The organism is Flavicella sp. (assembly GCF_037132785.1).
Classification (GTDB): Bacteria; Bacteroidota; Bacteroidia; order Flavobacteriales; family Flavobacteriaceae; genus Flavicella.
In genome coordinates this window covers 1-26,275 of sequence record NZ_JBAHZZ010000071.1, presented here as the reverse complement: position 1 = coordinate 26,275, position 26,275 = coordinate 1, and the positions used below count along the sequence as shown (strand labels likewise).

Annotated in this window: 14 protein-coding genes and 1 pseudogene; all 15 read right to left on the bottom strand. The window is 33.3% G+C overall.

Annotation, left to right across the window (positions count from 1 at the left end; translation table 11 throughout):
* Window positions 1-35 precede the first annotated feature (35 nt).
* Window positions 36-2,351 (bottom strand): GH92 family glycosyl hydrolase, encoded by a 2,316-nt coding sequence (locus V5787_RS04650; protein ID WP_336892105.1) that lies wholly within the window; start codon window positions 2,349-2,351, stop codon window positions 36-38.
* Between the two features lie 27 nt (window positions 2,352-2,378).
* Window positions 2,379-3,872 carry an arylsulfatase gene (locus V5787_RS04645; protein WP_336892104.1) on the bottom strand — a complete coding sequence of 498 codons (1,494 nt, stop codon included), beginning with the start codon at window positions 3,870-3,872 and terminating at the stop codon, window positions 2,379-2,381.
* Window positions 3,869-5,725 (bottom strand): family 20 glycosylhydrolase, encoded by a 1,857-nt coding sequence (locus tag V5787_RS04640; RefSeq protein WP_336892103.1) that lies wholly within the window; start codon window positions 5,723-5,725, stop codon window positions 3,869-3,871. Before V5787_RS04640 ends, V5787_RS04645 begins: the two co-directional genes overlap by 4 nt.
* 2 nt (window positions 5,726-5,727) lie before the next feature.
* Window positions 5,728-6,513 (bottom strand): SGNH/GDSL hydrolase family protein, encoded by a 786-nt coding sequence (locus tag V5787_RS04635; protein ID WP_336892102.1) that lies wholly within the window; start codon window positions 6,511-6,513, stop codon window positions 5,728-5,730.
* A 12-nt stretch (window positions 6,514-6,525) separates the two neighbouring features.
* A complete protein-coding gene (locus V5787_RS04630) occupies window positions 6,526-7,959 on the bottom strand; it encodes a hypothetical protein (protein WP_336892101.1) in 1,434 nt (477 codons plus the stop codon).
* Between the two features lie 6 nt (window positions 7,960-7,965).
* Window positions 7,966-10,653, bottom strand: coding sequence for a glycoside hydrolase family 3 N-terminal domain-containing protein (locus V5787_RS04625; protein WP_336892100.1), 2,688 nt, complete (start codon window positions 10,651-10,653; stop codon window positions 7,966-7,968).
* A 20-nt stretch (window positions 10,654-10,673) separates the two neighbouring features.
* Window positions 10,674-12,044: a sulfatase gene (locus V5787_RS04620; RefSeq protein ID WP_336892099.1), complete on the bottom strand. Its 1,371-nt coding sequence runs from the start codon at window positions 12,042-12,044 to the stop codon at window positions 10,674-10,676.
* A 10-nt stretch (window positions 12,045-12,054) separates the two neighbouring features.
* Window positions 12,055-14,358 carry a glycoside hydrolase family 95 protein gene (locus V5787_RS04615; protein WP_336892098.1) on the bottom strand — a complete coding sequence of 768 codons (2,304 nt, stop codon included), beginning with the start codon at window positions 14,356-14,358 and terminating at the stop codon, window positions 12,055-12,057.
* A 33-nt stretch (window positions 14,359-14,391) separates the two neighbouring features.
* A complete protein-coding gene (locus V5787_RS04610) occupies window positions 14,392-16,176 on the bottom strand; it encodes an arylsulfatase (protein WP_336892097.1) in 1,785 nt (594 codons plus the stop codon).
* A 398-nt stretch (window positions 16,177-16,574) separates the two neighbouring features.
* On the bottom strand, window positions 16,575-19,166 hold the full coding sequence (locus tag V5787_RS04605) for a glycoside hydrolase family 3 C-terminal domain-containing protein (protein ID WP_336892096.1): 2,592 nt from the start codon (window positions 19,164-19,166) through the stop codon (window positions 16,575-16,577).
* 63 nt (window positions 19,167-19,229) lie between these two features.
* Entirely contained in the window at window positions 19,230-20,624 is a 1,395-nt protein-coding gene (locus tag V5787_RS04600; protein ID WP_336892095.1) for a hypothetical protein, read from the bottom strand.
* 13 nt (window positions 20,625-20,637) lie between these two features.
* The gene (locus V5787_RS04595) at window positions 20,638-22,242 is read right to left on the bottom strand and encodes an alpha-L-fucosidase (protein WP_336892094.1); all 1,605 of its coding nucleotides are present in this window, start codon (window positions 22,240-22,242) and stop codon (window positions 20,638-20,640) included.
* Between the two features lie 12 nt (window positions 22,243-22,254).
* A complete protein-coding gene (locus V5787_RS04590; protein ID WP_336892093.1) occupies window positions 22,255-23,781 on the bottom strand; it encodes a sulfatase-like hydrolase/transferase in 1,527 nt (508 codons plus the stop codon).
* Between the two features lie 194 nt (window positions 23,782-23,975).
* The gene (locus V5787_RS04585) at window positions 23,976-25,556 is read right to left on the bottom strand and encodes a sulfatase (RefSeq protein ID WP_336892092.1); all 1,581 of its coding nucleotides are present in this window, start codon (window positions 25,554-25,556) and stop codon (window positions 23,976-23,978) included.
* Between the two features lie 113 nt (window positions 25,557-25,669).
* Window positions 25,670-25,798 (bottom strand): annotated as a pseudogene (locus tag V5787_RS04580) (IS1595 family transposase); the annotation flags it as partial.
* Window positions 25,799-26,275 lie beyond the last annotated feature (477 nt).

The window sequence follows — 26,275 nt, the reverse complement described above, 5'->3', positions numbered from 1 at the left end:
TTTCTTTAATATTAATTATAATTTATTTTTTTTGATTAATGAATCTTTGGTTCTGGTCCCATTTCCATTTCTAAGACACCACCTTGTGTAATTTCCTGATGACTAATCCAATAACGATTCAATAATTTTCCGTTTAATTTTATAGATTGGATGTAAATATTTTCTTTCGAATTGTTATTTGCAATAATTTCAAAAGTTTTTCCTTTGTAATAAGTCCCATCTAAATTGATTTTAATCCTGTTAAAAACAGGACTTGTAATTTGGTATTTATTATCTCCTGGAGAGATTGGATGTATTCCTATAGAAGCCAACACATACCATGCAGACATTTGTCCAACATCTTCGTTACCACACAACCCATAAGCGCCAATACCATAAGCATCACTACAAATAGTACGTGTTATTCTTTGAGTTAAGTGAGGTACTCCCGCTTCGTTTAACATAAAAGGCACATGATGTACAGGTTCGTTTGGATGATTGTAATAATTATTCCAAAGAAAATCTTTAGGAGTTTTGTCAAAAAATGAGATTAGTTCATTTTTAAATGCTTCTTCTCCTCCCATTAATTCTTTCAATCCTTCAATATCATGGGGAACAAACCAACCTTGTTGGTATGGGTTACTTTCAATACAGCCTTGTCCATGAACTGCTTTACCTTTCCAGGGCAGCCAAGTTCCTGTACTATCTTTAGCTCTAAACCAATTGACCTCATCATTCCAAATATTAGTGTAATTTTTACTTTTCCTAAAATACTCTTCGGCAATTTCTTTTTTACCAAGTGAGTTTGCCAAAGTTGCTAAAGCCCAATCGGAATACGCATATTCTAAGGTTTTTGATATATGTTTATGAGAATACCCTAAATCGCCATTTCCAGTGCGATCTACGGTGTTTTTTGAATAGGTAAAGGCTTTGTCTATATCATAATTTCGAATTCCTTTTTGATAAGCATCTACAATTACAGAAACAGCTGGGTTTCCTACCATACAACCCGAATAAGAATTTAGCATTTCCCAACGTGGTAAATAATTACGCCCACTTAATTCTGCCATTTGAAGTAATGAGTTAATTTCATCATTAACCAATGTAGGATTTATAATTGTTTGCAACGGAAATTGCGAACGAAACACATCCCAGCCACTAAAAATTGTACGATACGTAAAATCTTTCGCTTGATGTACTTTTTTATCTGCTCCTATATAATTTCCGTTTACATCAGAAAACGTACGTGGATCGATCATGGTATGATACATGGCTGTATAAAAAATAGTTTTTTCGTCTTCTCCACTCCCCGTAACCTTAATCGTTTTTAAGGCATTATTCCAAAGTTTACGTGCTTGGTTTCTTGTCTTATCAAAATCCCAATGAGCTATATCGTGCTCTAAATTTTCTTTTGCTCCTGCTACACTCACAAATGAAATACCACTTTTAACAATTACCTGTTCATCTTTTTTAGTTTTAAAGTTTGTGTAAAAGCCTAAGTGTTTGCCTTGAAATTCCTTTTTGTCTGTAATAATTTTAGCGTTTTTCACTGCCAATTGGTAATTCTCTCTTCTTATAAACCGCATTTTTCTAGGAACATCCGGAATATCTGCACTCCAAATACCATACTCTTTTAAGGGCTTACTAAACTGACAATAAAAATATAAGGTATAATCTGCTTTCCCAGCACCAGCTCCCCATCCACCACCTTCGGGAGGACATTTCATCCAACCTGAAATGGTGTTTTCATTTTCTATTTTTATATACTGTTCTGTAGAAGTTCCACCTACTCTACGAGATAAATCTATCTGAACTCTAGAACTATCATTCTCCGGAAATGTAAATCTAATAATTCCAGATCTCGCAGCAGCAGTTAATTCTGCTTTTACTCCATAATCATCTAAGGTAACTGAGTAATAACCAGCTTCTGTAGTTTCCGTATCATGCGTAAACCGAGAACGATACCCACTTTCCGGATTTTTAGGTACACCTCTATTGGTTTGCAATTTCCCTGTTGTTGGTGTCACTAAAAAGTTACCTAAATCACCAAACCAACCAACTCCACTCATATGTGTAAAACTAAATCCTTCTAATGTTGGATGCTCATACGAATACCCAGAACCATTATCTCCTCCAGTAAATGTATCTGGACTTAACTGAACCAACCCAAAAGGTGTTGCAGCTCCAGGAAATGTTTTTCCAAACCCATGGGCATCCTTAGACTTTTTCCCATAGGTAATTGCTCCAATTATGGGATCTATATAATCTACAGGTTCCTTTTCTGCTAATTCTTCTTTTTTAGAAGAAGAGCAGGAAGCTAACATCATAGTTACCAACGCAACCGTAATAATATTAATTATATGTTTTTTCATGATTCTCATTTATACGTATTTCTGTTTTTATAATCCTTCCTTAAAAATATCTATCTCAACATCATTTTCTTGATTTTCACCTAATGTTGATCTTCCATTATTTACAATTTCTTGTAATTTCGCCGTTAATCCCTTTACCACTAAAGGCTCACTTTTGTACAAATTTGTTGTTTCTTCCTTATCCTTTTTCATATTATACAACTGAATTTTTGGAAGCCCTTTTTTTCTTGCATTTTTATCATTAGGTCTAGACCATCCGCCAGAACCAGGTGTAAACTCTAATTTCCATTCCGAATTTCTAACAGAAAACTTTCCATGTATTGAATGATGTATAACAAATTCATGATCGCTTTTTGCGTTTTTATCTTTTAAAATAGGAAGTATACTATACGAATCTTCTCCTGCTGTTTGAGGAATATCAACTCCTACAACATCTGCACAAGTAGCCATTAAATTCGATAAACAAATCAATTGATCACTTGTAGAATTCGCCTCTATTTTCCCCGGCCATTTCACAATAAAAGGAACTCTATGTCCACCTTCCCAAATATCAGATTTGGCACCTCTAAAATCTCCACTAACAAAATGCCCGTACTTATCCTCTAACTTTTGAGCTTTTGATGCCGGATAAGAACATCCATTATCACTAGTAAAAAACACAATCGTATTGTCTTCAATGTCATTTTTTTTAAGCGCAGATAAAACACGACCTACAACATCATCTGTTTCCATTACAAAATCAGCATAAGCTCCCATTCCGCTTTTTCCTTGCCATTTTTCAGAAGGAACTACTGGACTGTGAGGAGAATTAAGTGCTAGATACAAAAAAAACGGTTCTTTTTTATTTGCTGCCTTTTCTATATATCTTTCGGTATGATCTGCTAAAAATTGAAGCATTTTTACAGGAGCCATTTTGGCTATTACTTTATCATTTTCAATAATTGTTTTCATAACTCTAGAATGATGAAAACCAATATAAGAGTCAAATCCTCGTGTTATAGGACCATCTGGAACAGTTGCTCCAATGGGTGGTCCAATGACTTTTTTATCGTCATAAATTTGAAGAGCCTTTCCGTGGTCATCTACAAACTTAAAACCGAGGTGCCATTTACCAATAGCAGCTGTATTATAACCTACCCCTTTTAGCAATACTGGAACTGTTAAACGATCTTTAGCTATTAAAGGTTCTAGTTCATCTCCTCCACTTAATACACCTTTTTGTAATTTAGTACGCCATGCATAACGCCCTGTTAAAATACTGTATCTAGAAGGAGTACATACCGATGAGCTGGTGTGTGCATCCGTAAAACTCATCGCTTCTTTTGCCAATTGGTCAACTTTAGGAGTCAAAATTTTTCCTTTTTCAGGATTTAAAAACTGAATATCACCATAGCCTAAATCATCACAAATGATATAGACTATATTAGGTTGCTCAATTTTCTTGTCGACCTTAGTCTGTTTTTTCGCTGTTAAACAACTTGCTAACAGAAGAAAAACGCATATAATTTTAATTATTTTCATTTTAATCTTAGTTCAGTTATTTCGCCTAATAATTTTCCGTTTTTCGTAAACAAGCCCGCTTTTAAAAGTGTTTTAGGAACTGTTTTAAAATTTCCTTGGTATTTTAATGCATTGGTTGTTGGTTCATTACCGTCTAGTGTGTAGTAGATTTCATACCCAACAGCTTCCGTTTCTAAATACACAATCGCCTCGTTATGCAATTGGTTTATCGCAAATGCGGGATAAACACTGTACATACTTTTTGCAAAGTTTACATGATCTCTTTCTAACCTTTTAAAATGAGATGTTTCTAAAGCATTTTGAAAACGCTCCCAACTTTTAACTTTTGGATCACTCCAAGAAACCTCTGCACTGGCTAAAGTTCTTGGGTATAACATATATTCGAAATGTTCTGGTGTAGGAGTAAATTCTGCCCACAAACAAGTTTGATTTCCTAAAACTCTGCCCGCCTCTTCTTTGGTCAATTCTGATGGAATTGGTTCATGGTTATATACTTTAGATAAAGGCAAAACTACTTTGGGTCCTTCTGGCTCCATAAATGACGGACCTTGAACCTGACTGATGTAAGAATAAACGTATGAAGTCATTATTGTAGGATAACCAGCTCGTGGCGCATCAATTTCGGGTGTATGTTTCCCTCTTCTCCAAGCCATAATCGTTGCTCCTTTTGCTCCTTTACCACTTAAAATCTCATCCCAACCAATCATGGTTTTATTTTGAGCAAGCACTATTTTATTTACTTTTTGAATAAAAAAACTTTGAAGTTCTTCTTCATCTTTTAATCCATTTTCAGTTTTTACTTTTTGACAATGTGGACATTTTTTCCAATTTCCTTTGTTACACTCATCACCACCAATATGCAAATATTTTGAAGGGAATAATGCCGCTACTTCTTTAATTACATCCTCTAAAAACTCATAGGTTGTTTCTTTTCCTGCACACAGTGCATTGTCTGGAGCTTTTCCTCCAACTGCTACTTCAAAATTGGCATCTGATTCTCCATCGTAACAAAATAAATGTGGATACGAAGCAATCAATGCTTTACTATGAGCAGGAACATCAATTTCAGGAATAATTTCTACGTTTCTAACTCTTGCATATTCAATAATTTCTTTAATATCTTCTTGCGTATAAAAACCACCTATAGTTTTAGGTTCATCAGCTCTAGCTTTTTCTCTTTCCCACCAAGTTACATCAGTCCTTTCAGCTCTCCAAGCTCCTTTTTTAGTTAAGTTAGGATATTTTTTAATTTCGATTCTCCAACCTTGATCATCGGTTAGATGCAAATGAAATTTATTAATTTTATAAGCTGCCAAAACATCTATTTGCTTTAATACAAACTCCTTTGATTGAAAATGACGAGACACATCTAGCATAACTCCTCTCCAGTTAAACCTAGGATTGTCTTGAACAACCATACTTGGTATAGAAGTTCCTTGAACTGTTCCAACAGGAATGGTTTGCCTTAAGGTTTGAAAACCATTGAACATTCCAGCATAATCTTTAGCCTTTATCCTAATCTTTTCAGTAGTGATTTCTAATATATACCCCTCAGATTTTATAGCAGCATCGTTAGATTTTTCAAAAACTATATAATTTGATTTTACTTTTACCCGTCCTTTTTTTACAGAAATATTTAATCCTATATCATTTGTTAAAGTAGATTTTACAATATTTTTAAAATCCGCATAATACTTTCTAGGAATAAAAACTTGTGTGCTTTTGCTAAGCTTAAAGTCACCTTGATTGATTACTACAGATTCTGGTTGAGGAATAAAAAACATTTCTCCTATTTGAGCCTTTCCCGTACTAGATACAAGAAAAATTAATATTATTAATAATACTCTCTTCATAATTATAAATTTTCAGCGATTACTTTTTCCACTTGCTTTCCTTGGTTTAATTTTCCTAAACTATTGTAATGAACATTACCCTGCTTTATATACCAATCAGATGAATTTGACTTGGTAAAACCATATAAATCGTTAACTCCAATTGAAGGATACTTGGTTAAAACCTCTCTTGCTGCTTTATTATATTTTATACTATCTCCTACAAATCTCCCTTTAGCCCCTTCAGGAACAGCAGTTGTTGTTGCAAAAATCAATTTAGCTTTAGGAAACTCTTGCATTAAATAAATACAAATCTTATCTATGTTTGTTTTGTACACCTCTATTCTATTCACTTGCTTCCCATTTATTTTATCAAGCTTTCCTTTTTTTACATACTTTAAATCATGTAAACCCACATTAAAATGAATCACATCCCAATCAAATTTCCATCCCTCTTTTAAATAGGGTTGGAACATAGTTTTCTTCATTTTATCCATGAAAGAGATGAACTTATCACTTGATTGTCCATTTTTATAAAATCGAAACACATTTGCTTTACCCAAAAGACGCTCTCTGACAGTTGATGTATACCCAATTGAAATTGAGTCTCCATAAATAAAAACATTTGGCAAACTCTTATCTGGAGTTACGTAATTAAAAGCTTCCCCTTTATTCGCAATCGATTTCCATGCTTCTCTACATATTTCTTCATTATGTTTTTTTCTAAAAACTCCTGTGGATGCACATGAAACCGCTCCTATATAAATAGAGGTAGCTCCCAAGTATTTTACGAATTCTCTTCTATTCATATGCTCATATTATTACAAACTAATTGTCAATGTATTGAATGATTTAGCAGTTAAACGAGCATTTACAGCCGTATCACCAACATTCAAGTTCAACATACAATCTTCATCCTTTGAATTATAAGCCAGAACAATTACTTCGTTTGCCGTATTGTCGAAAAATATAATTGTATCCTTATCATCTCCATCAACTTCTAATTTCACAGAACCTGGAGCAACAAAGGCACTTACATGTTTCATTAAATAAAACTCTGGATTATAAACAATCTTTTTTGTTTTGCTATCAATTGAAATCATAGAATTTTGTTTCCAACCCCATTGGCTTTTTCCTGTTTCATCTAAAACCATATTCCAATACATATATGAATTTGCACCATTTTCAAAATAATGTTTCATAAGTTCAAACGTATGCTCTGCAGCTTTCCAGTCATTAGATCCATCACCACACTCAGTTTCTGTTTGCATAAGTTGCATCTCAGGATATTTTGCATGGACTGCTTCAATAGCTCCTTTTCCAGCCCATTGAAAACCAATTCCTTTTACATAATCCTTTGTGTTTTTATAGTCTAAAACATCGTTTACTCGCTCAATTTGAGGACGCTCTACAGTTCCTAACCATATCTCAGCATCTATATTGCTTTTTTTAAACTGTGGACCTAAATAATCTGCAATAAATACCCCTAAATCTTGAGGCTTCCAAACACAAGAAGGAAAATTTTGTGCAGAATTTGGTTCATTTTGCACATGTACCGAGCTGATATTTATTCCTTCAGAACTATATGCTTTTATAAATTTCGAAAAATATAATGCATACGCTTGTAAATATTCTGGTTTCATTATAAAACGAGAAACCAGCTCTTCTGTAGAACTCCACTCTAAAGGCAAATCGTTAAACTTAGAGTTTGATTTACAAGCGTAGTGTTTACTGTGTTTCATCCAAGATGGCGGGCACCAAGGAGAAGCCCAAACCTCTATATCAGGATTTATTTTTTGTGCTTCTTTAATATAAGGAATTAAACGTTTCTTATCTCTATCAATAGAAAAGTTAGCCATTTCAAAATCTTCCGCAGTTTCGTTATGACTGTACCAGTCAACCGCATAATCGTTTGCTCCAATTGGCATTCTACAAATATTAAATTTACAGCCTTCTTCTTTATCAAATAAATCGTTTAATATTTGTTGTTTTTCTTCAGGAGTTACCATACCTAAAGCGTCCCACCCTAATTCGTTAAAACAACCTCCAAAACCAGTAATAGTTTGTTGTTTTTTATTGATATCGATGGTAATATTCACATCTACAAGATTATTTTCTTGAGATTTTTTGTACACCTTATTCTCCCAAAGACTCGTACTAGTAGAACTTACCCAAGTTACTTTTGTGGTAGGTTTTTCGTTACATGCGTAACAAATAGCTAAAAACAGTATTGCTATTAATTTTATTGATTTCATAATTTATTACTTTACGTTTAATATTCCTCTTAATCGAATATCCTTAGAAGATGCCCCGATCATTATTCTAAAATCTCCTGACTCTACCAATCTTTTTAAATCTTTATCTAACATCGAGAGTTCTTCTGGTCCTAATTTAAAACTTACTTGCTCTTGGCTCCCTGCCTTTATAGATATTCTTTTAAAGCCTTTCAGCTCTTTTATAGGTCTAACTACTGAAGCTAACTCATCTCTGATATACAATTGAACCACTTCATCTCCATCAATTTTTCCAATATTTTTTACTGTACATGATATTTCTATCGTTTCATCTTTGGCTATATTATTATTGCTGAATTTTAAATTAGAATATTCAAAATCGGTATAACTCAATCCAAATCCAAAAGGAAATAATGGTTGCCCCGTTAGATTATGGTAATTATCTCCTCTTCCTGTTGGTTTGTTATTATAATACAATGGACACTGGGCTTCATCTACAGGGAAAGTTATTGGTAATCGTGCTGCTGGATTTGCATCTCCAAATAAGATATCTGCTAAACCATTTCCACCATTTTCACCAGAATACCAAGCCATTAAAACACCATTTACATCTTGCTTCCAATTTGCCATAGTAATAGCACTACCACCAACAAGCACAACTACAACAGGTGTACCAGTAGCCGCTACGGCTTTAATTAAGGCTTCCTGATGTCCAGGTAAAGCCAATAAGGCACGATCTCTAAATTCTCCTTCATGAATTCCCGCTACCACTATTGCAACATCACTTTTTTGAGCCGTTTTAACCGCAGCTGCTATTTGATTTTTCCAATTGTTATCAATATCAAAATCCCATATTAATTTAAATTTTGCATTTCCTGCAGATTCAAAAAATTCTATTTTAATATCATATGATTTTCCTTCTTTAAATACAAATGGTTTTAATAATGTATTATAAGATTGTTTTTTCCAATTATCAATAATCAATGTACCATCCAAATACAATCTATATCCATCGTTACCTTCTATTCCTATATTAAACATTCCAGATTTTGGCGCTTTTAACTTGCCTGTCCATCTAACAGAAAACCAATCGTATGGTAAATCCTCATGAGGAGAAAAAAGTGTCCAACCAAATTGAATTTTCTTGTCAATACGTTCTACTTTTGGTTCTCCACTAAGAGTAATATTGTCATAATAATCAGCCTTTAAACCTTTTTCAACTGTACCATTATTGCTAGTAGATAAATATTCGGAACTAATAACTTTATGCGTTTCTTCTTTAAACGAAACACCCGAAGCATAGTTCACGTTCTCTTTTCCTATTTTATTAATAATACCGTCATACATAGAAACAATATCGTTTCCTGGACCACTGTAGCCTCCTAGTCGTCCTGCTTTTGCATCATAACCGATAAGTGCTATTTTTTTTGATATACTTAATGGCAAAACCTTATTTTCGTTTTTTAATAGAACCATCGATTTAGAAGCTGCAATTCTCGCCAATTCTCTGTGATCTTTATGACCATTCCACAAAGCAGCTTCCTCTGCATCTACATATGGATCTTCGAATAAACCCAATTCGAATTTTGCTTTTAATATTCTTCTTACAGCATCATCGATGGCTTTAATATCTACCATTCCATCTTCGTAAGCTTTCCAAAACAATGGTTTGTGATTATAATTGGTTTGAAACATTACATCTAAACCAGCTTCTACAGCATCTTCCGTTGCTTCCGCATAATCTTTCGCCGTAAAATGCAATACATTTGCACCTCCTGTTGCTCCAGCATCAGATATTACAAAACCATCAAAACCCCATTCTTCTTTTAATTTTGTACGTAATAACCATTCGTTAGAAGTACAAGGTGTACCATCAACAGAATTATAAGATGTCATTACAGATCTTGCTCCCGCTTTTTGAAACACAGCTTTAAATGCTGGAAAATATATTTCTTCTAATAAACGTTCGTTATAACTTATAGGATAACTATCTCTACCTCCTGCACCAACATTGGCAACAAAATGTTTAGGTGTTGTGATAATACCTTCTTTTTCAAAAGCACTTATAAAAGAAACCGCCATCTGTGTTGTTAAATAAGGATCTTCTCCATAGGTTTCTTCTGTACGCCCCCAACGAACATCTCGTGCTATATTTAATACGGGAGAAAGAATTTGACGGATACCTCTAGTTTTAGTTTCTTTAGTTATTGCTTTTGCTACATTACCCACTAAAGCAGTATCCCAAGTAGCTGCTAAGGCAATTGCTTGAGGATATACTGTAGCTCCATCACGAGCTAAGCCATGTAGTGCTTCATTAAATGGAATAATAGGTATTCCTAAACGAGATTCTTCTAAAAAATAGCGTTGAATTTCGTTTATTTGTTCTGCCATCTGTTTGGCACTACCGGTAGAACCATAATCCATAATTTGCTCTGCAGCATTATCATTCTTTCCTTTTGAAGATATTTGGAAACCAAAAATACCGTGCTTAAGCTTCTCTTTTCCAATGCTTAAATCTCCTGGAATCATAAACATTTGCCAGAATTTTTCTTCCAATGTCATTCTTCCCAATAAATCGTTTACACGTTCATCTACAGGTAGTTTAGCGTTTTTATACGGTGGATCTTTTTTTTCTACAAAGGCTAGTGTGCTTGTAATTATCAAAACCACCGTTAAACCTTTTGCTATATCTTTTATGTGACTTAAATTCATCATGTAAATTTTCTTAATTAAAATTAGTGTTGATTTTCTTTTAAATCTGCATCAAATTCGTCCATCATCTTACGTAATTTCTTTACTTTTTTAGGATATTGATCAGCTACATTTGTACTTTCAGATATATCATTTTTAAGATTGTACAAAGCAATTTTTTCATTAATAATTCTTAATTTCCAATCGCCTTTTCTCACCGCTTCAAGAGTTGATTCTTTGTAATAATAAAATCCATCTTTATTATGTGGTGATTTTGCTCTATTAGACCCTGATAGTAATTTCCAAATGTTTTTACCGTCGATAGGTTTTTCAGAAACTTTTGCTCCAGTTAAATAGGCTATGGTAGGTAAAAGATCTATTGTAGAGGCTACTTCACTTGTAACACTTCCTGCTTTAATCTCACCTTTCCATTGAGCAATCATCGGTACTCGCATACCTCCTTCTAATGTTTCAAATTTGTATCCTCTCAAAGGCAAAGCACTCCCGCCTTCTCCATTATCTAATTTCCATGGACCATTGTCTGAAGTAAAGATGACAAGAGTATTATCGTCTAAGCCTAGAGACTCTAATGTTTTTAATATTTGTCCCATACTCCAATCTATCTCTTCAATAACATCTCCATATAAACCACGCTTACTTTTTCCTTTAAATTCTGGAGATGCATAAAGTGGAATATGAGGCATAGAGTGCGCCAAGTATAAAAAGAAGGCTTTGTCTTTATTATTGGTAATAAATTCTACGGCACTTTCTGTATAGCGTTTTGTTAGTGTCGTTTGATCTACTGGGTATTCTACCACCTCATCTTGTTTCATTAATGGAACTTTTCTCCCTCTCCATTTTTTTTGACGAAGACTGTCAATCGTCATTCCTTCTCTAAAAACAATATTTTCAGAAACTTTAGAATTTGGATTTACCGACATATCATTACTAAAAGGAATTCCATAATACTCATCAAAACCCTGAGCAGATGGTAAATATTCAGGTTGATCCCCTAAATGCCACTTTCCTATGCAGGCTGTAGCATAATTTTTCGTTTTCAACATATCAGCAATAGTCAATTCTTCATTAGACAAACCTCCTGGCGAATTAGGCCACAACACTTTAGGCACACCTACTCGTGGAGGGTATGACCCCGTTAATAACGCAGCTCTTGATGGTGAACATACTGATGACGCAGAATAAAAATCTGTAAATTTTATTCCATTTTCAGCCATTTGATCCAAATTTGGAGTCTGAATTAGTGGAGAGCCAAAAACTCCAACATCTTGATAACCTTGATCGTCAGTAAAAAAGATAATAATATTAGGGCTCGAATTTTTTTGCGCTACTAAACACATAGTACAACACAAAAAAGCAATTATTGAATTGATTAAAAAAAAATTATTAAATTTCATATGTTTTAATTTATTTTGCTTGAAGCTTGGCATCAAAATTGTATTTTTTACCACTCTTTGTATCAAATACTATATCTATATTATTATACGTTAATTTACATATCCCTCCCTTTTTAGATACAACTTCAACTTCTTGTAAAGCTGAATTTTTCCATTTAAAACTTAATTCAAATCCTCCTCTTGCGCAAACACCAGAAACACTTCCGTTAGGCAAAGCATCTGGTAACGCAGGTAATAACTCTATAGTCTCCAAATGACTTTGAATTAACATTTCTATAATTCCTGCTGCGGCGCCAAAATTTCCATCAATTTGAAAAGGTGGATGTGCATCGAATAAGTTAGGGTAAGAGCCTCCTTTATTTTTTCGATCTGGAATCTCTGCAGGACTTAATAAATTACCTAATAACTTATAGGCTCTGTTACCATTTTTAAAACGCGCCCAGAAATTCACTTTCCAAGCCAAACTCCATCCCGTACCATTATCCCCACGATATTCCAAGGATTGTTTGGCTGCTTTCATAAGCTCTGGTGTCTCCACATAATTAATTTCACTTCCTGGATATACACTCCACAGATGAGAAACATGTCTGTGATGTGATTCTGGATTATCTTTATCTTCTAGCCATTCTTGTAATTGCCCAAATTGTCCAATTTTATTTGGAGCTATTCTAGGAATCATCTTTTGAAGTTTTTCAGAGAACTCTTTATCTAACTCTAAAATTTCTGAAGCTTCAACAACACTTTTAAATAAAGCTCTAATTATTTGATGATCCATTGTAGGTCCGGCAACCATTCCTCCTATTTCTGGAGAATTAGAAGGCGTACTAATTAAATAACCCGTTTTAGGATCTTCCATAAGAAATTCTGTATAAAACAGCGCAGCATTCTTTATTAAAGAATAATTGTCTTTTAAAAATTTTTCATCTTTTGTAAATAAATAATGTTCCCATATATGAGAAGAAAGCCATGCGCCACCCGAAAGCCATATTCCATGATTGGCATTATTTACTGGAGCAGCACCTCTCCATATATCAACGTTGTGATGTACCACCCAACCGTTTGCATCATAATGTTCTTTCGCTACAATTTTACCTGTTTGCGAAACATCTTTAATAAAATCAAATAAAGGTTCGTGCAATTCACTTAGGTTCGCAACCTCTACAGCCCAGTAATTCATTTCTAAATTGATATTAGTCGTATAACTACTAAACCATGGTGGTTTAATTTTATCATTCCAAAGACCTTGTAATGTCGGTGGTTTTGTTCCTGGCCTGCTACTAGAAATCATTAAATAACGTGCGTACTGAACATACAAGGCTATTAATTGTGGATCGTCTGCCTTTTTCCAAAATTCAAAAATTCTTTCGCTCGTTGCTAATGCAGATTTTCCGTTATCTGTAAAATCTATTTGAAACCTATTATATAAAGATTGATAATCTTTAACGTGTTTCTTTTTTAAATTTTTATATTTTTTGTTTTTAACTTTTTTTAAAGTCGTAGTTACAATTTGAGAAGGTTGCCCAGAAACATCTTTAAAATCTATATAATTCGTTGCTGCAGCTAAATAGATAGTTGCAGTAGAGGCATTAATGATTTTTAGCTTTCCATTTTCAGTACTAACAATACCATCTGTTTTTACTTTTATGGTAGAAATACCTTTTAACACTCCATCCTTTACTTTTACTTCTAAGGTTTGCGAGTTTTTATCCGATTTAACTTGTTTCTGTTCATGAATAGCATCCAACCAAACCTCAAAATTTAATGCTTTTAATTGACTAGCAGTAATATTAATAGCTATAACCTGATCTGGATAACTTGAAAAAACCTCTCTCTTAAAAGCAACCTCATCCACGTTATAAGCTACTGTACTAATAGCCTTTTCTAAATCTAAAGATCTAGAATAGTTTGTATAATTTTCATGCCCATTAAAATGCATATACAAATCTCCAAAAGGCTGATAGTGTATTTGTCTTAATGGATCGCTCATAAACTCTTTATTAGCTAATTCTTGAGCTTCTATTTGTTTTCCATCTGCTAGTAATTGTCTTATTTCAGCAAGGTATTTACTCGCTCCTTTATGTGCGTAATCATGTGGTTTCCCTCTCCAAAGCGTTTCTTCGTTAAATTGAATATGCTCTTGTGAAACTGTACCATAAACCATTGCTCCCAAACTTCCGTTACCAATAGGTAATGCTTCTGTCCATTTTTCTGCTGGTGATTGATAAAACAATTGCATTCTTTCTTGTCCATAAACTCCTTGAAGAGCTAAAAAACAAAAAATTTGCAGATAATTCTTAATTTTAAATTTATCCATTTCTTTATTTAAATTTTGCGTAAACATATTATTTTATCCTTCTATTTCAATATAAAAAGGATATTTATACTGCATTTTATTGTTTCTATTAATAAATATCTTAGGCATTATAGTTAATTTCCCTTCTTGAATTTCAATATCTTTTATGCTTAAATATGTCTGATTATTTCCTTTAAAATTTAACACCTTGGTTTGATTTCCTAGAATTAATTCTAATTTTCCATCCGTATTTAAACGACTATCCAAATGTATAGTTATCGTATATGTTTTTGTTTTACTTACTAAAACATCCCAATAAATCAACTCTTTTTTTAGATGCTCATCTTTTACAAACAAGCCATCATTTTGATTTAACATTACAGGGTTTTCAAAAGAGGTTCCGATAATTGGTCTAGGTGAGTTGATAATATGTTCCTCTGCCATCATTTTGTCTAACCAACAATCCATCTCTATTTTTAAATCTTGCGTTTTTTGTTTGTTTTTTTCAGAAATATCATTTTGCTCATACGGGTCTTGGCTTAGATCAAACAATTCGAATTGATCTTGACCCATAGAGTCTTTTCCTCTTCCTACTAGTTTTAAATTTCCTTTTCTAGTCGAAACATTTTTATATTTTACAGGACTACTTCTATGCCAATATCTATGAATAAATTTTTCTGGTAATTCTTTTGTTTTGTTTGTTAATAATGGCAATAAACTTCTCCCTTCTATATTTAAATATTTTGGTAATTCGACTCCACAAAATTCTGCCAAAGTTGGAAGAATGTCGTAATGATGTGCAGGATTCATTATATCTCTAGGATTTTTAAATTTCTTTGGAAAGCACCAAAAACTAGGCACCCTAACTCCCCCTTGAAAAACAGATCCCTTTTTTCCTCGCATTCCTCCAACATACCTAGGGTGTTGAGGGCCATTATCTGTCATAAAAATGACTAAGGTATTTTCATCTAATTTAAGCTCTTTTAATTTTTGAAAAAGCAAACCGAGATTATCATCTATATTTGAAATCATCCCATATACCTTTCTTGCATTCTCTTTACTATGCGGAGTTACATTCGGAAATGGTCTTCCATCTTTATCAAACCCAGCATCGGGATCTATATCTTTATACATATCATAATATTCCTTTGGCAATTGCAAAGGTGCATGTGGCGCATTAAATGACAAGTACAAAAAGAATGGATCTTTTTTGTTTTCTTCAACAAATTCTATAGCAGCTTCTGTAAAAACATCTGTACAATAGCCTTTACTTTGATATTGTTTACCATTTTTCCATAAAACAGGATTAAAATAACTACTATCTTTTTTTAAGGTATTAGGCCAATCACCGTATTGACCAATACCACCAGACAAATGGTTTAATGTATAATCAAAACCCTGGTCTTGAGGTCGCATAGGATAATTGTCTCCTAAATGCCACTTACCAATCATGCCTGTTTTATAATTCGATTTTTGAAGTAATTCTGCTATCGTTATTTCAGAACCAGCCATGGTAGCTCCTCCTCTATATGTATCATGAACTCCAACACTCATAGCATGTTTGCCTGTCATTATTGAGGCTCTTGTAGGAGCACAGACTGGAGAAACCAAAAACTCATCAAACCGAACACTTTTACGTGCAAGACTATCTAAAACAGGAGTTTTTATATTTGGGTTTCCATAATACCCAATATCTCCAAAACCTTGATCATCTGTAATAATTAATATTACATTCGGTTTTTCTATAGTCAAATCGACTTTTTCTTCACATGAGACCAAACCTAAAATGGTAATAAACAGACTTAAGTTTAACATCGATATTCTTTTTGTATCATTCATAAATAACTTCATATGCATCATCTATTATTAGTCTCCTATTTAACTATTTCTATAATCTTCAATAATTTGTAATCCTACATTATTCTCTAAACCTGTATCTCCTAATAGTTCGAGCTGCTTTAAGGTTTCAGCTTTGATTTGTTAATTATATCTTGATAATTTTAATCATTATAAGCATTTCGCATCTCATTTAGAACTTTTTTAAATCATAAAAACCCCAAGCCTGTGATGTATGATCATCGGGCATTATATACAGAATATTAGGCCTTTTCGGACTGCTTTCTTTACTTTTTTCTTCTGTCTTATTTTTACAACTGAACACACTTAAAAATAGAAGTAATAAGAAGCATGAATATTGTATTTTAATAATGGGTTTGACAATGATCATTGTTATTTCTTTAATTTGTTATTTCTAGCTCGATTGTTTTGTAATCATCTGAAGCAGAACCAATTCCAATTTCAAAAACTCCTGGTTCTACTACTTTTTTATGCTGTTCAATATTAAAAAACGATAGATCTTTTGGAGATATCTCAAAATGTACAACTTGTGATTCATTAGGTTTTAAAGTAATTCTTTTTATTCCTCTTAGACTTTTTAGAGGTCTAATTACCGAACTTTCAATATCTTCTATATACAATTGCACCACTTCATCTCCAACATATCCCCCTGTATTGGTTACTTCTACTGATATCCTACAAGAATCTGTTGACTCCATTTTCACCTTCGATAATTTTAACTTTCCGTAGCTAAATTTAGTATAGCTTAGACCATATCCAAAAGGGTACAATGCTTCTCCTTCAAAGTATCTATAAGTTCTACCTTTCATACTATAATTAACAAAAGGAGATAATTCTTTTACTGATTTGTAAAATGTAACTGGCAATTTCCCAGAAGGGTTATAATCACCAAACAATACATCCGCAATAGCATTACCACCGAGCTCTCCGGGGTACCATGCTTCAATAATCGCTGGAAGATTTTCATTTTCCCAATTAACAGCTAGAGCACTTCCGTTTAACAAAACTAAAACAACTGGAGTACCTGTAGCGTGTAGTGCTTTAATTAATTCTTTTTGAATCTGTGGCAATTCAATATTTGTTTTATCACCACCATTAAACCCAACAGAATTAACAGGCATCTGCTCTCCTTCTACTCCTGGAGATATACCTCCAACAAAAATTACAACTTCAGATTTTTTAGCCAATGCAATTGCCTTTTCAAAAGATGTTTTATCAGGTGAAGACCATAAAAATTTTAGTTTCGCAGGATAACCTTTATGAAAGTGTTGAATTAAAACTTGATATGATTTCCCTTTCTTCAGGAATACTGTTTCCTTTAAAACACTTCGCTTAGGTTTATCCTTATTGTCAATTAATACTTTATTATCAATAATTAATTTATAACCATTAACACTATGAAGACCTAAGGCATACTCTCCTGAAACATCTACTTTTATTTCTCCGGTATATTCTACTGAAAATTTAGCTTCATCTAATCCTTTAACAGGATTTGCATTCCAATTAGAATTTATTACTTCTTCAACTCTTGTAACAATGGGTTTTCCTGATAAATCTAGATTATTATAGTATGTTGCTTGTAATCCTTTTTTATTTCCAAAGCTCAAAAATTTTGCAGGAATTAATGACATTGCTGGTTCTTCAGAAATCAACTCACAACCTGCTTCATAATACAGCTCTGTATTTTTTGAAACCTTATTATTGATCCCTACTAAAGGGGTAAAATACCGAGAAGGAAAACCGTTATAGTTTCCTAAAAGCACACCCAATTCATTTGCATTTGGTCCAATAACAGCAATAGACTTTATATCTTTTTTAAGAGGTAGAATATTGTTTTTGTTTTTTAGCAAAACAATAGATTTTTGAGCAGTCTCTAATGCTAAATCTCTGTGTTTCTTTGAACTAACCACACTCATAGGAATACTTGCATAAGGCACAATATCAGAAGGATCGAACATCCCTAACTTAAAACGTGCTTTGAAAATTCTTTTTAAAGACACATCAATTTCATTTTCGGTAATATCTCCGATAGCAACAGCATTTATCAAATATGTATACCGTGAACCACAATTTAAATCGCACCCTGCCTTAACAGCCACTGCGGCAGCTTCTTCTTTAGAATCTACATAATTATGATAATCATGAATATCTCTAATCGCATTACAATCTGAAACCACATATCCTTCAAATCCCCAATCGTTACGCAAAATATCATCTAATAATTCATGACTGGCACAACAAGGTTTCCCCATATATCTATTATAAGCCGCCATCACAGAATAGGCTTTACCTTCTACAACACAGGCTTCAAATGCAGGCAGGTAGGTGTCATACAAATCTCGTTTAGTAGTCGTGGCATCAAAAAAATGTCTTTCTGGTTCTGGACCACTATGAACAGCAAAGTGCTTTGGTGTTGCAACTAATTTTAAATATTTTGGATCGTTACCCTGCATCCCTTTAACAAAATTAACACCCATCCGAGCTGTCAAATAAGGATCTTCTCCATAGGTTTCCTGTCCACGTCCCCAACGAGGATCACGAAAAATATTTACATTTGGAGTCCAATAAGTAAGTCCCTCATACCTCTCAAAAGAATTATTACGTAAAGCTTCGTGATGTTTCGCTCTCGCTTCATCGGAAATAACCACTGCTGAGCGATAAATCAAATCGGTATCCCAAGTAGCTGCCAAACCAATAGCCTGAGGAAAAACAGTTGCTTTACCTGCACGAGCAACTCCATGTAAACATTCATTCCAATACTCATGTGCTGGAATATTCAACCGAGGAATTGAAGGTGCGTCATTCATCATCTGTCCTACTTTTTCATCCAAAGTCATTCTCGACACCAAATCATTTACTCTTTTATCTATCGATAATTTATGATTTTGATAAGGTAAACTCTTTTGTTGGGCATTGATATTCATAGACAATATAGCCGATAAAATCAGAATGGATAATTTAGAGAATTTCATTTTAAAGCTTATCATGTATTTTCCTTTTTTTTGCTAAGTTACTTATCAATATTTTGTTTTATTCTAATTGTAATTTACTACTACGACCGAAAGAGTTTGTGCGGGTATATCAACTGCTTTAATATGATTATCTTTCAACCAAATATCGAATGTTTTAACACTTTCAGAATCATTCTTGATGAATAAATATACGTTCTTGTCATCTGCTAAGGTTATGGTTCCGTTGTACCACGAAGCAGACGCAATTCTTTTCATTCCAGCCTGCATGAATCTCCCAAAAAGAGACATAGCAGCATAATCAGGGTTGTAGGTGACGGTTTTGTTCTCTCGATCAATATTAATCAGACAGTTTTGTTTCCATCCCCAGCCACTTGTTCCTGTTTCATTCAAAATCATATTCCAATAACAGAAGTTAGGGACTCCGTGATTGATATACGAAGCAACTTCATCAAAGCGCGAGAATGCTTGATTGACACTGTTTTCTCCGCCAAAACAATTTCCTTCCGTATGTAAAAATTTAATTTCGGGAAAAACAGCCTGCATATTCTCTATTTGTCTTGAGTTGATATATTGAATTCCAACACCATCAACAGCCTCTCTCCATTTCTCATTTGTAACAAATTCTAACCCATCAAGCCGCTTTGCCGTTCGAAAAGAACCTGCCCAAATTTCTGTTGTTGTATTCTCTTTTTTGAATCGAGGACGTAAATAGTTGATAACAAATTTTCCCATTTGCTCTGGAGGCATATTACACGAAGGATATTTGGTAGATAGGTCCTGTTCATTTTGTATCACAATTCTATTTACATCTATTCCTTCTTTTGCATAAGCTTCCACATATTTAGAAAAATACAAGGCATAAGCATTATAAATTTCAGAATCATCTTTTAAAACATTTTTAGACGGATTACTAGCTCCCTTATCCATAAGTCCCGATTCTTTCATCCAGCCTGGAGGACTCCAAGGTGATGCAAACAAAGACATTTCTGGGTTGTATTTATATGCGAGTTGTATGTATGGTATTACACTTTTTTCTTCCCTTTGCACAGAAAAGTTCTTCATTTTAAAATCATCAGAAACTTCACTATAGCTATAAGCATCTATTCCAAAATCACTTGCTCCAATAGCTGTTCTACATAATGAAAAATTTGCGGTATTTTTACCAAATAGATTTTTCATTATTTCATTTTGCTGTTCTTTATCCAACGACATTAGCGCTTCGCCACCTATTTCGTTAAAAGCTCCACCAACGCCTTCAATGGTTTGAAAAGTAATATCAGGATATAATCGTACTAATATTCCTTCTTTTGTTGATTTCCCTTCTATTTGTTTTATCGGGTTTGACTCAATTTTTTTTCCATCAATCAGCTCAACATAATACACCTTCGCTTCATTTTGAGCATTGACAGATAATATCATCATGAAAACAACTCCTACAACAAAAACAATTTTCTTCATATATTAAATATTTTCAATTAATAAAATTTGCTTTAAGTACCACTGGATAACTCCTCCCATTTACTTCAGGCATATTAATAATTAACTTCTCTTTGGATTGTTTGAATTTTATTTTTCTACCATCATATAACTGAGTTAAAGCTTTCAATTTACCTGGGTTTACATCACTTGATTTCCCAAATGAAGGAATAGTGAATTCGCCTTCTGTTGGATTCATTACAATAATGTAAAAATCATCTCCTTTGGTAGTAAATCTAACTTCATCTGCTGAAAATAACGGTGAAGCTGTAGTGCGTTGATTGTAGTGTTCTCCTTTTTTGGTTTTTCTAGCGATATCATTACCCGCATTTCTAATTTCACCAATTATACCCGTTTCGACTTCTCCACGAACACTTTTACCATCTCCATAAACTTTCCATGGCCTAGTTTTATAAATAGCCTCTCCGTTTATTTTTAACCAATCACCTACGTTATTAATGATAACCTCTAACTCACCTGGAATACTTCCGTCTGGTTTTAATTCTATGTTCAATAATAAATTTCCATTTTTACTAACCGCTTCAATCAACATTTCTAAAATGGTTCTTGCATTATGCGTTAGATGTTTATCTTTTTTATAAAACCAATCTGTAAAGGTTATTTCTGACTGCCAAGGTTTCGCTCTAAGGGTATTACTACCACCACTTTCAACTTCGGTAACAGTACCTTCTACAGGAGCTTTTAGCAACATTACAGCTTCAATTTTACCGTTTTCTTTTAAACTGTTATTATACATTCTCGCGCTTACAGCTTTTCCATGCTCTCCGTAAGCAAAATTAAAACCGTCGTAATATAAAATATCTGGTTTGTATTTATTTACCAATTCTAAATGACGTAATTCCCAATTTTCTTTAATCTTTTCTACAATTTCAGGCGTTCTTTTTTCAGGAATTGGACCATACAAATCCGCAGGATCTAAACCTTCCCACCATTTACCTTTACCGTCTTCTTTAGTTAAATGTCCATCATAAGGAACTCCTTTATACTTTCCTTCTTTATCAGCTCCAAAAGCAGGTTTCCACCAACTTAAATGACGATTATCATGAGAGGTAACACCAAATTTTAAATTTTCGTTTCTTGCGGCTTTAGAAAACGCTCCTATAATATCTATTTTAGGACCTATATTTACTGAGTTCCAAGGGTGATAAGAAGAATCAAATAAATCAAAATGATCGTGATGATTTGCTAATGCCACAATATACTTTGCTCCGTTTTTCTTTGAAAATCGAACCAAAGCTTCTGCGTCAAAATTTTCTACTTTCCAAGAATTAATAACATCTTTAAAACCAAATTCTGATGGGTGTCCATACGTTTGTAAATGGTAAGCATTTGCCATTTTACCGAATTTTTGACGACCTACATCTTGCATATACATATGACGTGCATACCAACCTCCACCTTGTTCAGGAACAGCCTGCGGCCCCCAATGAAACCAAACACCAAACTTAGCGTCTCTAAACCATTCTGGACACTCATACTGACTAGCAAGCTCGTCCCAAGACAATTCTTTTTCTTGAGCTAAAATTGTATTTGTTACAGCTATGAAAATCAAAAAACAAAAACTTCTAAAACACTTCATTCTATAAAAATTTTAATTAAATCTGAAAGCCTCAAGATCATCAAACAATCCAAATTCTTTTTTATCTAAATCTGCAGTATCTCCAGCCTGTTTGATCAATTTTTTTAATTCAATCTTTAAATCCTCTTTAAGGTCTGCATAATCTTCATCATCAATTAAATTGATTAATTCCCAAGGATCCTTTTTTACGTCAAACAATTGGTAAGTAAACACATCGTGTTTAGCACTTATTATTAATTTATAATCTCCTTTTCTAACAGCCCTGTGTCCACCTCCTGGATTGTGCTTTCTTCTTTTAACTAACATATCTCCAGGCCAAGAATTATACGCATACATCATACTATTTCTTACCTCTTGTTTTTCTCCTTTAATTACGGGGGTTAAATCTATAGTTTGTACAGATTTTGGTATCTCTAAACCTGTTAAACCACAAAGTGTAGGAAACACATCATGCAAATAAGCTAAAGCTTCTGTTTTTACGTTTTTTGGAACATCCGGACCACATATTACCAAGGGTATACCAACACTATGCTCATAAACATTTTGTTTCCCTAATAATCCATGTTGCCCAACTGCTAATCCATTATCTCCTGCTAACACAATTATCGTATTTTTCTCTTGACCAGAATCTTTCAGAGCCTTTAAAACACGACCAATTTGAGCATCGGTAGCTGTTATCATTGCATAATAATCTGAAATTTCTTTTTTAATGATAGCTTCTGTCCTTGGAAAAGGAGCTAAAACTTCATCTCTAATTCTATCATCAGCAATATTAAAAGGATGTTCTGGCATAAAGTTTTTAGGTAATTCTATTTCATTTACTGGGTATTGATCATGAAATTCCTGAGGTGCTGTTCTTGGATCGTGCGGTGCTGTAAAAGCAACATACATTAAAAACGGATTTTCACCTTTATAGGATTCTAAAAAACCTATAGCTGCATCTGCAAACACTTCACTACTAAATTTTTCTTTTTGTTGATACGGTTTGGACCAGCCAGTTTCTGCAGAATAATCTTTAACTTTAGTTCCAAAATGTGTTGTCATTCCTCCTAAGAATGCAGATTTCACGTGTTTAAATCCACGTTCCACCCAATCTTTACCATTGTGTTGTTTTCCTGTTGCAAACGTCGTATATCCATTCGCTCTAAAATACTCAGGAAAGGTTAACAAATCACTCTTTCCTCGTTCTTCCAGAGGAAAAGCAAATTGTGCATACACATTAGGCTCTATATTGAAATAATGCCTTCCTGTCATAAGCATTGCTCTACTTGGTGAACATACTGCTGCTGTTGTTGCTCCTAATATATAAGCATTTGTAAATGTTGTTCCATTATCAACCAATTTGTCCATATTGGGCGTTTTAACATCGTAGACATTCAACGCTCCAATAGCACCCGCTCGCTGATCATCGGTAAATAGAAATAAAATATTGGGTTTTTGTTGTTTATTTTTCTTTACATTTTGACACCCAACTAAAGTAATTAATAAGATAAACGCACATAAACTATTAAAGGGTAAAAATTTATTTTTATTAAACATCTTTTTGATCTTTTTTATTTAATTGAATTTGTATATACCTCCTAGCTAACTACACAAGCCTAAACTAATAAACACAGTATATTTGGTTTCATTAAACCATTGCAATCTTGTGCTAAAATATGTTTCAGGTTCTTCCAAATAATTGATTTTCTCCTGTGAAAATTAGAAACTTTTTTTCATTTCTTAATTGTGTGTTATTTATTAATTCCCTTTTCGTCTAAAAAACGCTTTAAATGTTTTTTATTCAATTTGTCACTATCACCATATTTATTCCTAATAATCTTCAATTGTTCATGCATATGTTTTCTTACTTTTGAGTAGGAAGCATCCTTATAAACATTCATCAATTCAGAAGGGTCCTTATCTAAGTCATATAATTCCCAGGTATCAATATCATAATAAAAATGAATTAGTTTATATCGATCTGTTCTTACCCCGTAATGACGTTTTACGTGGTGCTCTCCAGGGAATTCGTAATAGCTATAATAAATAGCATCTCTCCATTCACTCGTTTCACCACTTACTAATTCTCGAAAAGACTTTCCTTGTATTTGTTTAGGTATATCAATACCCGCATAATCTAAAAATGTTGGTGCAAAATCTAAATTTTGGACTAAATTATTTATGACTGTACCTGCTTTAATTTCTTTGGGATATTTTACTAATAATGGTGTTCTAAAAGATTCTTCATACATAAATCGTTTATCAAACCAACCATGTTCTCCTAAATAAAACCCTTGATCAGAAGTATACACAACGATCGTGTTCTCTTCTAATCCATTTTCCTTTAAATAATCTAAAACTTCACCTACTCCATCATCTACAGATTGTACAGTACGTAAATAATCCTTCATATACCTATTATATTTCCAGAGAGCAAGTTCTTTTCCTTGTAGGTTCTTAGATTTAAAGTCCGCTATAATAGGATCGTAGTATGCATCCCATACAGCTTTTTGAGCGGAATCCATTCTCGAGTATTGCTTGGTTTCAAAAGCATCTCTATATCTCGTTTTGATGTCACCTTCTTTGTCCAACATTTTTAAATCATACACCAAATCCATGTCTTTATAGATTCCCATTTCATGTTTAGAAGCCGCTGGTCTTCCTTTAAAATCATCAAAGAAACTCAATGGTGGTTCAAAATTTATATCGTCAAACAGGTGAAAATATTTTTCTTCTGGCATCCATGTTCTATGTGGTGCTTTTTGATGATATAACAATAAAAATGGTTTGTCTTTTTCTCTTTTGTTTTCCAACCAATCTAAAGCAATATCAGTGGTTATTTGAGTAACATAACCTGGATATGTTTTTTCAACTCCATTCTCAATAAAATCAGGATAGTAGTAATGCCCTTGACCTGGAAGCACATTAGAATAATCAAAACCTTGAGGCAAACCATCTAAATGAATTTTACCAACCAATGCAGTTTGATAACCCGATTTCCGCAAAGCTTTTGCGAAATTTTCTTGATCCCAATTATAAGGTCTAATATTATCTACCTTTCCATTAATATGACTGTGCTTACCTGTTAACATTACCGCTCTACTAGGTGCACAAATAGAATTTGTAACAAAACCCCTATTAAAAACAGCTCCTTCATTGGCTATTCTATCAATATTTGGAGTATTGTTTAAACCATGTCCATAGGCACTAATAGCCTGATAAGCATGATCATCACTCATTATAAATAAAATATTCGGTCTTTTAGTTTGCTCGTCATTATCACTTTTACAAGCATAAAACAACGTAAAAGTTACTATAAACAAATAAATCATCAAGCTTCGGCTTGATAAAATCAATTTTGTTATTCTCCTTTTGGTTTTCATAGTAAAACAAAATATTAATTAAAGTTTTTGAGCTACATGCTTAGCGCCTGTTTATTTTATTTTGATTTACTTTCTACGTGTTGACAACCATAACAATGGTGTCTATATCCTGACTTTTCACAACCTTTGATATGTCCACATTTAATGCAAGTAAATCCTTCTTGCCTTTTTATTTTGGCTAAATATGCTTTTACAAGCAGTATAATTAGCCGTTCTTATATAAAGTTTATCTAGTCCTTTAAATTTCCATAAATCAATATTTATAAACTTTTGATTTATGGAAATTTAAAGGACTAAATTAATAACGTTTATATACTGAAAAACTACAGCAAGATAAAAAAAAAAATTAACTCAAATTTCATAATAAAACTAAATGAAATGAAATTTGTTCGACCAACAACGTGTTTGAGAAGACGTTCGTTACTTATTGTAATATTTACTAAGAATTGTAAATGCACAACGGGGTGAAAACCGAAAAATTATTGAATTATATTCATATGCGAACCTTCGAAAACACAAAACAAGTATGTACTTTCCTGAAATAGGTTGACTAAAATTTAAACAATTAAATTAGTCACTTCTGAAAACACACAATCAAGTCTGTTCAAAAATCAAGTATCAAAAACACACTTTTGAGCACAAATTATTCGTCATTGACCAAGTCAAAA

Coding starts and splice junctions, on each gene's coding strand:
- V5787_RS04650 (WP_336892105.1), bottom strand. CDS start 2,351: ATGAAAAAACATATAATTAATATTATTACGGTTGCGTTGGTAACTATG.
- V5787_RS04645 (WP_336892104.1), bottom strand. CDS start 3,872: ATGAAAATAATTAAAATTATATGCGTTTTTCTTCTGTTAGCAAGTTGT.
- V5787_RS04640 (WP_336892103.1), bottom strand. CDS start 5,725: ATGAAGAGAGTATTATTAATAATATTAATTTTTCTTGTATCTAGTACG.
- V5787_RS04635 (WP_336892102.1), bottom strand. CDS start 6,513: ATGAATAGAAGAGAATTCGTAAAATACTTGGGAGCTACCTCTATTTAT.
- V5787_RS04630 (WP_336892101.1), bottom strand. CDS start 7,959: ATGAAATCAATAAAATTAATAGCAATACTGTTTTTAGCTATTTGTTAC.
- V5787_RS04625 (WP_336892100.1), bottom strand. CDS start 10,653: ATGATGAATTTAAGTCACATAAAAGATATAGCAAAAGGTTTAACGGTG.
- V5787_RS04620 (WP_336892099.1), bottom strand. CDS start 12,044: ATGAAATTTAATAATTTTTTTTTAATCAATTCAATAATTGCTTTTTTG.
- V5787_RS04615 (WP_336892098.1), bottom strand. CDS start 14,358: ATGGATAAATTTAAAATTAAGAATTATCTGCAAATTTTTTGTTTTTTA.
- V5787_RS04610 (WP_336892097.1), bottom strand. CDS start 16,176: ATGAATGATACAAAAAGAATATCGATGTTAAACTTAAGTCTGTTTATT.
- V5787_RS04605 (WP_336892096.1), bottom strand. CDS start 19,166: ATGAAATTCTCTAAATTATCCATTCTGATTTTATCGGCTATATTGTCT.
- V5787_RS04600 (WP_336892095.1), bottom strand. CDS start 20,624: ATGAAGAAAATTGTTTTTGTTGTAGGAGTTGTTTTCATGATGATATTA.
- V5787_RS04595 (WP_336892094.1), bottom strand. CDS start 22,242: ATGAAGTGTTTTAGAAGTTTTTGTTTTTTGATTTTCATAGCTGTAACA.
- V5787_RS04590 (WP_336892093.1), bottom strand. CDS start 23,781: ATGTTTAATAAAAATAAATTTTTACCCTTTAATAGTTTATGTGCGTTT.
- V5787_RS04585 (WP_336892092.1), bottom strand. CDS start 25,556: ATGATTTATTTGTTTATAGTAACTTTTACGTTGTTTTATGCTTGTAAA.